Annotated in this window: 2 protein-coding genes; both read right to left on the bottom strand. The window is 61.8% G+C overall.

What is annotated here, in order from left to right; translation table 11 throughout:
- Positions 1-15: 15 nt before the first annotated feature.
- The gene (locus tag VFZ09_RS22645) at positions 16-576 is read right to left on the bottom strand and encodes an imm11 family protein (protein ID WP_329729732.1); all 561 of its coding nucleotides are present in this window, start codon (positions 574-576) and stop codon (positions 16-18) included.
- Complete coding sequence (locus tag VFZ09_RS22640) at positions 576-11066, bottom strand: SpvB/TcaC N-terminal domain-containing protein (RefSeq protein WP_329729731.1); 10491 nt, start codon at positions 11064-11066, stop codon at positions 576-578. The genes VFZ09_RS22645 and VFZ09_RS22640 overlap by 1 nt, the downstream gene beginning before the upstream one ends.
- Positions 11067-11783: the final 717 nt, after the last annotated feature.

The raw sequence follows: 11783 nt of genomic DNA, 5'->3' as shown, positions 1-11783 counted from the left end.
CCATAGGACCAATTTTTATCTTGAAGACCAGACTTGCTTGAATTCAAGCCCCCTCAATCCAGATGTCTTCCACAATTCAACGACGTGCTCACTAACAAAAGTGGGACTCACCCTGAGATTCGGGATTTTGAAGAAGTGAACGTCCCGTATGGCGTCTGAGCGGAAGACGTGGCGATTGATTCTCATGATCTGCTTATCGCTGAAGCGGAGTACAGAGGATGCCGCTTCGTCTAATGCATCAATGACACGGGTGGGATTGAAAAGCGAGATGTCTGCTCCATTGCAAGCTATCGGCAACAGCTCGCCGCAATCGCGCATCATCGGTCCGAGCACGTCAGTGGCTCGCGATCTGAACATGAGAGCATGCGACCCAAGCCATGGCGAGTCAGACTCCAAGAGTTTCCGTCCCTCATCCTCTCGGATTATCCGCATGACAATGGGCTTCCAACTTCCCACGCGGGGCAAACCGTTGACTTGGACGTTGATGTTCTCGAAGTCGTCTTGATTGATGGGATGGCAGAATTCATAGCCATCCAGTAAAGATGGTATGTAGACAGATATTTTCTTCTCTTTCATTAGAGTCCTCCCGTCAAGAGCGCTTGCCTAATCGCGCTAAGTACTTCCAGGGCCTGCTCCCGAGTTGTAGCCTGACTCAGCATTCCGTTCACGGCATCGTAGTACGCTTGAGTGTGCACTGTAGAATGGACAGCGGCTCCAGCCGCATTTGCTGAGGCCCGGTTAGCAGGTAGGAACACTCCGTTGGCCGCATCATTGATTCCTATACCAAATCTCTGAAGCACCGCTCGTGCCGGCGCAGCCGAACTGGCAGAACCAGCAACGATGTGATGGGCGGCCGATTGTGTTGGCCGTACGATGCCCGCAGCTTCAAGTGCCGCACCCAATGCTTTCGATGAAGGAGCTACTGCTGAACCAGCAGCTCCAGCGCCTGCCCGAGTCGTCAATGAGAGCGCTGCTCGTGGAGCATTTATAGCAGCTGAAGCGCCGAGGCTTCCTATGATTGAGATTCCCCCGTCAATCATCTCGGCACTATGAGGATCAACACCCGCAGCTTGCATCGCTTTACTGGTCAGCGAGCTTGTCTGTTTCCCTGTGATGAGTTGCTGCAGTCCTGAGGCTGCGACATCCGCCCCATGGATGAACACCGCCCCGCCAGCGACTGCGCCAACGCCGGTCCAAGATGTGGCGACTCCTACGGTTGCACCCGCAGCCGCTTCCGCAAGCCCACCGACGAGCTTGAGTGCCCCCATGGCACGATCCCAACAACAAGCACTACGGCCATCCGGATCCACGAACTTTAGTGGGTTGTTCGCCGCGTATGTGTATGTCGCTAGATTGAACGGGTTGTAGACACCGCCAAGCCCTTCCCCATCAATGTACCCGGTCGCTGCTGGATCTGTGCTTGCCCACAGCCCGACCCGTGGGTCGTAATAGCGCGCGCCAAAGTAATACAACCCAGTCTCTTGATCCAGTTCCTTTCCGCTGAACAGATGTGGCAGTCGCTCGGTATTCGATCGCTGATCGACCCACGGCTCGCCGGACGGGAAATACTGCATGTGCTCATAAAGCTCTCCCTCTGTATCCGTTACATAGCTCGTGCTGCCGATATGATCAGGGTGGTAGAAATATAGGAAATTCGTGTCCGGCATTCCATCGTCCGGCATTTCGCTCGGCACTTGGTAATGCGGGTTCATTTCCACATTGCGGCCGTGATTATGGCCATTCGCCGAGCGATGCTCCCACCACTTGCCTAGCATCACGGAGACCAAGTCATGCTCGTTCGGCCTCACGTGCGCATCACCCGGTGACAGCTTGGATGCAATGCGCGTCGTGCCTACATAGACATGCTTGGTTCCCACTGACCGGTTACGCACGGTCCATTTATCATTTACATAGACGGTTTCGCCCTGTGCTCCGGTCTTGATGATCCGGTTCCCACCATGGTCGTAGACGAAGCGCGTAGTCCGCCCATTATCGGAGAGCGAGCGGACGCGGTCCTCTTCGTCCCACATGATTGTCCGCCGTTGTCCGTTGAGGTCGTCGTCCCACCCGGTCTGATTTCCGTTGTCGTCGTAGAAGAACGTCCGGTCACCGATGTGCGTTGCCGCATGCGGCTTGGCCGATCCATATTCATAGGCCCATGAGTAGGTGGTTTTGTGCTGAACGATGTCCTTGCTATCACCGCGATTTCGGATCCAATGCCGCTGATCCTTGTTCCGGATGTTATGGATATCGTCGTACTGCAGCGTGTATGTGAACTGGTTTTTCTTCCCCGGCGGCTGGAGCCACGTACCGCTCGCGCTGGTCAACCGGTACAGATCATCATAGGAGAAGCTTTGCTCAACCCGTCCGCCGTACTCATTCGGCCTTGTATTCGGAGCGTCGTTGAGCAGACTGGTGACATTGCCGACCTTGTCATAGCCGTACTTGGATCGCTGGAACTCCCCGGCTGCCAGGGTATCAAGCCGACGGCTCCGTGGATCGTAGTCATAGTGCGTGCGGATGCCGTTGCCGGTCTGCATGAACTCCCGCTGCTCGAACCGGTCGTACTCCAGTCTAGCCATATATGGGAACTGCACCCCCAACTTGACACCCTCCACCCCGCGTACCTGTCCGCCCGAGTCATAGGCATAGGTGAGTACCTCTGTATCCGGGTAGAACAGTTGTTGCAGTCGACCCCATGTATCGTACAGATACCGTGTCACGTAAACTTCGGGGCTGTTGGTGCTATTGCCCATGGTATGGCTGTCGATGCTGCGCCGCTCGTAGACAACTTCACCGAGCGCACCGTATCGCCGTTCCTCGAAGCCACTATTGTCGTCTACGCGCACGATACGGCCCACGCGGTTGCCGCCCTGTCCGTAGAGCGAGGTGTCCCCCCAGACATAGGTCACATTGTTGTCCGAGAAGCGCGGATATCGAATTTCTATCAGGTGCGTAAAGTCATACCGGTACTCGATTGCACCACCCTCTCGTCGCAGGTTGGGCGTGATCCGGCGAATGAGATTGCCAGCCGAATCGTAGGCCAGTTCGATATGCCCGCTGTCGGGATGGACCACGTGGGTACGTCGGCCAGCAAGGTCATACTCTGACCGGGTGAGATTGCCTGCTGTATCGATCACGCGCCGGAGTTGTTGCAGCGGATCATACTCGTAGTGAGTGGTGAGCCCCCGTCCATCCAGATACTCAACCCCAGCCCGGATATTTCCTCGCGCATCGCGGTAGGCATCACGGCGATTGTCCTCGGCGTCGGTCGTGGTGGTTAGAGCCCACAAGCCGTCATCCGAGAGCGCTGGCACCAGCGAATAGGATAAAAGCATCCGCGTCTCATCAGGCAGCAGGATCTTGAGCTGGCGGTCAAGCAGGTCATAGGTGGTACGCGTCGGCGGTGCGCTGGTATCCACGGAGTGGCTGAATGCTTGGTTGAGCGCCGCGATCTTGGGCTCCTCGGTGGGATACCACTGCGCCACCACGCGGCCCCATGGGTCAAGGTGTCTGCGACCCGACACGATCATTGCGTCCTGTGCCGGAGCGCTCACCCCGCGATGCAGGGTCGCGTCTTTTTTTGTCTGGATGGAGCGCGCGAGACCATCCACGAAGAGCACTGTCTCGATGGGGTCAGCCACATTGCGGAAGACATCCATGTGCGCGGTAGCCGCGAAGGGCACTGTCGCGTCGGGCTGGTACGTGAACCGGAGGGCGTAGTCGAGCCCTCTCTCTAGTTCGTAGGGCCCACGAACACGCGCGACGCGGCCAAAGTCGTCGTAATTGGTGAGGACCGGGCTGCCGTTGATGTCGGTCTCTCGCGTGGGTGCACCAAAGCGCAGATCATGATCGGCCGTGGAGTAGTAGCCGAAGCTGTCGTCAATGCGGACTATATGGGTTTGCACTTCGGAATCGTAGGTGTAGCGGAGCTGGTAGCGCTGATTGTTGTGGTTGGGCGGTGCAGTCACGCTCCGCAGGTTGCCATCGTCGTCATAGGTGAGGTCGGTCTGCGCAACCGTAGTGCCGTCGAGGGAGACTCGGATCTGGCGCATGTCGCCTGTGCCACTGGCGCAGTCCACACTCGCCTCGCGCTTGCGCAGGAGCGCGCCAGCCGCATTGCGCACGGTGATGCTATCTGCCGTGCCTATGATGTGATGGGTACGACAGGTCGAGTGTCGGCCCGTGTACTGGATCTCCGCCCGGTAGTCGTCGCTCGCTCCCGGTCCACCCGCGTCGTAGAGCGCGATGACGTTGCCATAGCCATCGTAGTCCTGGGTGGCGAAGGTATGGATGGACGCGCTGGGATTGCCTTCATGACGGTAATGGTGTTCCTGCACCTGTGCCGGGAACACCGCCTCGTGGTGCGAGGCCTGAGCGGGCGTGAGTACGCGACCGTTCTCCACATCGCGGAGTTCGTACTGATAAGTGGCGCGCTCGAACACGGCGCCGTCTCCAGCTAGGGTGCGCGTGGCAGCCAGGAGGCCGCGCTGGTGGTAGCCGCTATTGTGATACTCAAGTTCCTGCCGCCGGTAGACGGGCAGGGCACTCGTGGACGAGACGCCATTCCAGCCACGCGTATCCAGCGTCTCTACCTCGATCTGGGCAAAGCCATAGAACTCTCGCTCGTAGCGGTCGTAACGGCCCCCGGCGGAGCGGATGCGCTGTAGAGTGTAATCGGTGACCTGTCCGAGCTCGGCCGAGTCGGCTTGGCCATCGTAGACCTTGACCTCACTCAGGGCCCAGCGGCTGTGGGGCATGTCCTGGGTGTTGCCGCTGCGCTCGTAGTCGAGCCAGATCTCGGCGCCCAGGGGACGCTTCACGTGGCGCAGGAGGTTGGTGCGGCCCGTAAGGTTGCGTGCCACCGAGATCTGGTGCGGATTGTCGGAGAAAAGTTGATCCGGGTAGCCGTCGCCGTTGATGTCTTGGAGGTTGTTCGTGGGCCGGCTGACGGACTCGCCGAAGTCGGCGCCCGGGTTGATGATGAAGCTGATGGGGGTGGGGGGAATGGGGATGATGATCGAGAAGTAGGCGCCGCCTCCCAGAGTGGTGGATTGACTCCTGGAGATATCTCCACCCGTGCCGCCACGCCAACTCACCGGGGCCGAGGCCATGCGATGCCCCAGGTTGAACCAGACCCGCAGCCCATCAATTGCCTGCTCGGCGCAATCGATCAGTCCGTCGCCATTGATGTCGAGCAGGGAACCGCCGCAGCTGCCGCCGCCTGCCTTTTGCGTCCCTGAGTCGCTTCTGCTGCCGTTGATTCCACCCCCGAAACCGTAGTTACCGGTGTTGAAGCTGATGGATGCACCGGCGTTCACCTCCTGGGTGTTGCCCTCATGGATGACCGCTTGTCCCCACGGCTCGTTCGCGGCGAACCGGTATCCTAGGTTGAGCTCCACCTCCAACCCTTCGCGGCCTTTGCGCACCCGGTCGGGCAGGCCATCTCCGTTGACATCTATGAGGTCGGCTTCGGAGGTGCTATTGCCCTTGCTTGCGCCCACGTTCAAAGCGAACCCGATGGGCTGCATCTGCTGCGTGCTGGCGGAGCCGCTCGGGGCCTTACCAGCACCGCCGCCGAACAGACCGCGCGCGCTGGAGACGGCGCTTGCGATGTTGCCTCCGATGCCAAACGTCGAGTTCCCGGTGCTTGAGGTCCGCAGATCGCGTTGCGGCACCCCATGTTGTTCGGCCAGGACTCCGAGGGGAGAGGTGTACTGGATGCGTGCCGGCGACACGACATCGGGAAAGCCATCGCCGTTCATGTCGAGGAAGTCGAGCAGGCTTTGGGACTCTCCTTCGGCTACGGAGGCAGATGCAGGACCGGCTCCGGCGCCCAGAGCCGTGTTGCGCGAACGGGAGATGCGCGGCACGGCGGCTGCTCCCGCGAGCTGGGCCGGAGTTGGCAGCCGCGGCATGGGACCACCCAGCCGCGTGGTCGCCATCTCGGTCGCCGTCACGTAGATGAGCTCGTGAGGCCCTTGCCAGTGCGCACCTCGCACGGGGCTACACTCAAAGGCATCTTCTGCGGTGTAGCGGCAGGGCATCGTGTCCGGCGTGGGCAGGAAGGAAAACGCCGTCATGCCCTTCTGGGCGAACTGACGCGCCATGTCCGGGGCCGCTTGTTCGTCGAGGGTCTCGCTGCCGTCGAAGAGCGGTGGGGCGTCTAGCTCGTCGGGTGGAATGGGCTGGTCACCCTGTGAGCCAGAACCGTTGTAGCCACCGTAGGACCAGCCTCGATACGCCTGCGAGAGTCGGCTCGACCTCGCTACGCCATAGTTGATGGTCGGGAGAGTGAAGAGACCATAAGCGGCGGAAGTCTGGATGGTGGCGAGCAGAGCCGGGTTGCTGACGGAGAAGGAGAAGAAGACCGGCTCGTTGGCGGTGACTGGCACGGCCAGGCTCATCGGGTGGTTGCCACCATTATCGATGGTGACCTGGGCCTTGCCGAGCAGACGACCCTGGCTCTTGGCCGTGAAGGTGACGGTCCCCTTGTGGGGGGTGCTCCCCGCCTTGACCCAGGCCATGACAGGGAGTGTATGGGTGAGCGTGGACACATACGCTGGTGCTGGGGTCTCTGGCGCCCGCAGCGAATACGTCACCAGATCATAGGGCAGCGGGATGTCCAGGAGCGGCTTGCCCTGATGGTCTACGACAGGCAGCGTCCGCCCATTTTCGTCCCGTGCGGTCACGTATCGCAACCACGGGCCATGTCTGACTCCACTGTAACCGCTGTTCACGGCCTCGAAGTTCAGCGCGGTCAGATCGATGGGCGAGTCGGTGTGGATGCGGAGCGCGACGGCGCTCTTGGCATTCACCCGGAGCGTCTCGTCGAAGTTGAGGGTGGTCTGCGATGTGGCGGAAAGCACCCGGGAGAAGGCCGGGACGCCATCGACCAGGAGCGAGAACGTGACATGGTCGGAGGTCTCACGCAGCTTGGTCAGCCGACCCGAGACCCGTACAGCACCGGCGAAGGGTACGGTCATGCTGGTGCCGACACGACCGGCGAGCGTGAAATCGGCTGCGGCATCGAAGCGGTGGATGTCGAGGCGGTTCTCGTCCTTGGCGGCAGTCTGATCCAGATACTGGACGACAGGACTCCAGAGCACCCGGTCATCCCACTCGTTGTCCCGCCCATGGATCCGGAAGAAGAAGCGGTCGCCGGCAGCGACATCGACCTCCAGGGCAGGTTGCTGCGGCTGGGTCTCCGCGGGGCCGAAGTCGTGGGTCCAGAGCCGTGTGCCCTCGTGCTCGATCGAGGCACGAAGTCCATCCCCACCGGGGCGCTGAGCCTTGGCCAGCCGGACCTCGCCCGAGATGCGCACATGGCCCGCATAGGGGGCTTGCCAGCTTCGGATGGTGTCCACGGGAGGCGCATGCTGATCGAGCTCGACACGGAGCTCGGGATCCTCGAAAGACGCTGGCAGCGCGTCGAGGGCCACTGCACTCGCTCCAATGCGGACGGGGGTACCACTGCTGTCGCCAGGGACGAACCTCGGCAGGCCATCCTCACTCAACACGTTGAAATAAACAGTAGAACCGGACACCAGATCCACGAAGCCATCGGCGTTGACGTCGGAGAGATAGGTGTCCTGCTCCGCGGACGAGAACGCCATGTTCGCGTGGAACTGGGCTGGGACGACATACGCCTCGGGACCAACGGACAAGCGCATCGTCGAGCGCTCGTGGGAGAGAGCTGGCAGGCCGTCAACGGGAAGCGCTGGTGTCGCGAAGAGCGGCAGACCCCCAGGGCCCGACTGATTACGGTTGAAGTAGAAGCCACCGCTCCCGCTGCGGAAGACTCGGTCGGCCAGGCCGTCGCCATTGACATCCACAAGCGCGACCCGCCCATTGCTGTCATCGGCCCGTCGGCCCACTTTTGCACCGACCGATAGCCACTTGTCCGCACCGAAGGAAATACCGGTGTACAGGTGACCACCGAACGATCGGGTCCGCGAGCCGCCCAAGGCACTGGCATCCGCTTGCCCGATGGAGCCGTAGAACCCGTCTGGCAGCACGAGCCCGGTATCGGGCTTTTCCGCCCCAGCATTCCAAGGCTCCACCAGAGCAAAGCCGCGGTAGATGCTGCTCGTCTCGGTCACCTCGTCGAAGTAGTCGAAGCTGTGCACGTTGCCAGGAAACGGCCGGTTGCCCACACCGAACTGGGTGAGCTGCCGGAGCCGACTCTTGCCGAAGGGCCCCTGATCGTACGTGAGCTGCCAGGCGCGCACGAGGGTCTGGCGGTAGTAGACCTCGATACGGCGCAGGCGCTCGCTGGTTACCTGCTTGAAGCCACCGCGGCCACTCACGAGGAGATCCGGGCGGCAGCCAGTCTGCCCCTCACTCGTGCACGCGGGCTCACGCAGGAAGACAACGCGGTACGGCGCCGTGGTCTCGCCCTCGCGCAGGGTGTAGTGCGCCGAGGAAAGGTAGAGGTCTCGGCCAGGGACTTGGCGCGGGGCGGTCCAGGTAACCGTGTCGTAGTCGAAACGCACGCTGTTTCCGTGGGTGTCACGCACTTCGCGCAGGCCCCAACGGAAGATGTTACCAGCATCATCGGTCAGGCAGGCCTTGGAGTCCCTGCCAGTCTCGGGCGTACCTCCATAGAAGGTGCGTGTGCCCTTGCGGTCGGTGACCTCCCACCAGTAATTGCTGGGGCTGTTCCCGTGGCGCACGATGCGCTGGAAGGAGCCCTCGATGCGAGGATGGAACAGTTTGACGTCTTCGCCACCCATGCGGGTGGTGCCCTGGGCGCGGGGGCGTGGCTGGGCGCGGTGCGCGGTGGGCGAGAGCTGGGCACCGTTGAGCACATAGGTTTCAGTCTCGAGCGCGGCGTCGTAGCGCGGAACGCCCCAACGCGTCTCGGCTTCGATGACTGAGGCGCTCATGTCCCAACCAAGGCCCACCCAACCGTTGCCGCGTGCGGAGTTGTAGCCGAGCGCGAAAGAGGGTTGGACACCCAGCCGGCCAGGCGGAAGCTCCAACGGGTAGTTCAGTGCCGCATCACCACGGGAATTTGGTTGCGGCGGAGCAATGAGCTGGATGCCCGCAGCAGGAGTGGCGGCTTTGATGCCCTTGAGGCGATTCGGATCGAAGGACGTGATCTGTGGGTGCTCGGGTGCCACCACGATGGCATTGATCATGATGGTGAAGTGATCCGTGAGACTCTCGACCACTTGCTTGTCGTGTGCGACCCTGGCACGGGCGAGCGGTTCCCAGCGCTTCAGGGTTTCGTCGTAGTAGAAGGTCTGGATGTTTTCGGGCACGTAACCCGGTGGAATCAGCGAGGCCTGATAGGGCAAGGTGACCTTCAGGGCGTCGTCGAAGAGTTCGCCGTGCGGCTGGAACTCGTAGGCGCGCCGGGCAGGCGCGGTGACGTTGATGAGGCCGGGATCGAGCGCGGGGAGCGCGTTGGAATCGAGCTGCTTTAGTGAGACACGCTTGCGCCCCTTCATGGCGGTAGAGGGGATGTCGACGGAGACATGGGTGCCGAGCGCGATACGCTTGGACTCGCCAGGTCCAACCTCGGCATCGGCGAGCTGCCCTACCTCCCCAAAGCGAGCGCGGCGCTCGTGCACGGTGAGGCCATCGTCGAGCGCGGGATCACGTGTCTCGGCTCCAGGCATGACGCCAGCGTCATGTTCGAGCACGAACTGGCGGGTGAAGGAACTGCCGTCGGCGAAGCGGGCGGTGATAGTCACTGGCCAGTCATTGCCGGGCCCGGAGCTGCGACGAAGCATGGACGCGAACATGCCCGTCGTGGTGTCCGTGTCCTTGCCATCAATGCTCACGCGCACGCCACCGCTCACGTGAGAGGGTGCTCGGGCCCAACCATCCACCCACGCCTCGTGGCCGAAGTGCTCGCGGGCCGAAGCGAGCACGATGCGTGGAAAGTCGATGCGGCGGCCAGCTCCCGATCCAGACACACGCAGTTGCGTGACCGTGACATCGGTGGAAGGACGCAGGCGAAGTCCAGCACAGCGCATGCGGCCCGCATCCTTGACGGCGTAGACGGACATGCCCGTGCCCTCCGCGACGACCGAGGTAGGCAGGTCATGCGCCATGGCGGCCGCGTCCACACAGCGCAACGACCATGTCGTGCCCACGCCAGAGGCGATACGGATAACGTCCGGAGCGAGCCAGCGCTCGAAGGCGACGACCAGTTCCTGGCCGGCGGGGACCGGGACAGGAGTGCCGCCGTCTTGGAGCAACGACATGGCCCCCTGTGTGGGAACGCCATCGAAGGGTCCTACCGAGATCGATTCGATGGTGTTGCTGCCGTGGTCGAGCTCTGCCACAAGCTCGACCACGCCAAGCTTGACCATGCCGCGAGCCTCGCCAGGCAAGCAGAACTCGAGCTGGTTGCGGCCAAGCTGTAGGTTCTCGATATCAATGGGATGGACGAATGCCCCTGCATCACTGGTCGGTGGCGGGAGCCAGAAACCGCGCTTCACCGGTCCACCGTTGACCACGCGCGTCAGGACCAGTGGGCGGAACACGCCCTCGGTGCGGTAGCGCAGCCAGGCGCGCCGGTATGCCCCCGGGTGGCGCGCGAGATCGAACGAGAACGTCACGCAACCCGGGAGACCTCTGGTCGGCTCCCGGCTGAGTGCCGCGTCTCCGCTCGCTACGGGCAGCACATCCGCAAGGGCTTCCGCGGGTGTATCGCTTCCTGGGGCTGCGGCTGGCTCCCACGACAGCGGCAGCGGTGTCGCCGTGCCCCAGAGTTCCACCTCGGGTACGGCCGCTCCGGCATTGCCCGAGAGTTCGAAGTTCAGGGTGACACGTGTCAGATGCTGGGGCTCATGGAGGAGGAATGTCGTCCACCCCTCTGGCAGGGTGGCCAGCTCATGGGGGCCCGAAATACGGGTGCCTTGTGCATCGATCAGCGAAAGGCGGTAGGGGCTCGGGCCGAAGACCTTGAGCGCGGCAAGCGCAGCATCGCCGTCTAGGCGGGCCACGACGTCTGCTTTTCCTGCATTTCCGGAGGGACTCCAACCGTTCGCGGTGTCGCGGTCGAAGAGTGCCCAGGTCGTGTGGTCTGCGACGGCTGTCTCCAGCGTCAAAGGCGTAAGCCTCCGCGCTCCCATCTCCTCACCTGTGGGCAGTGTATCCTCCCGATTCTGGCAGGACAGGACGCTAGCCAGAACCGCCGCAGTTACCACGGCTGTGAAGGATTTGAGTGGAGCAGTAACGCCATCTCGGCGAATGGGCATGCGGTATCCCGAAGCTTCTGGGAGAGAACCCCAGTTTGGTACGATGTTCTCCTAGATTAAGAATCAGTCCGTCAATGGAGTTATTTGTGCGCGTGCAGGCTACCTCATCCACCGTTACACTTTTCGGGGTCATTTTGATCGGCAGCCTGATGGCGAGCTGCACGAGCGAACCGCCGTTCCAGCGTGGGACGGTTGGAGAGAGTTGCCGGGCACGCAATGATTGCGTGGTGGGGCTTGCCTGCCTCAACGAGAAGTGTGTTCCAGACAGCCTAGATGTGAGCGTCACCGGTAGAGCGTGCTACCGGGTCGAGTGTGGGACCGATGCCGAGTGCTGTGCTGATTTCGTGCCCTCGGCGAGTTGTGCCTTATACGAGGCGGACTGTCAGTCCAATCCGAACAATTGCGAAGCCTTTCTCACGTATTGTCAGCCCATCATATTCATGACAACTGGCCCAACTCATGCATGAGAGCAGGAACCAGGGGCTCTTGTGAGCGATTTCGAGCACAGAACAGACGTCGGCCCTCCCGGGGGCGCGGGTAGCAAGCAGGACGGTTGGAAAGGGTGCG

The organism is Archangium sp., from assembly GCF_036277355.1.
Classification (GTDB): domain Bacteria; phylum Myxococcota; class Myxococcia; order Myxococcales; family Myxococcaceae; genus Archangium.
This window is presented reverse-complemented; position numbering and strand designations above follow the sequence as displayed.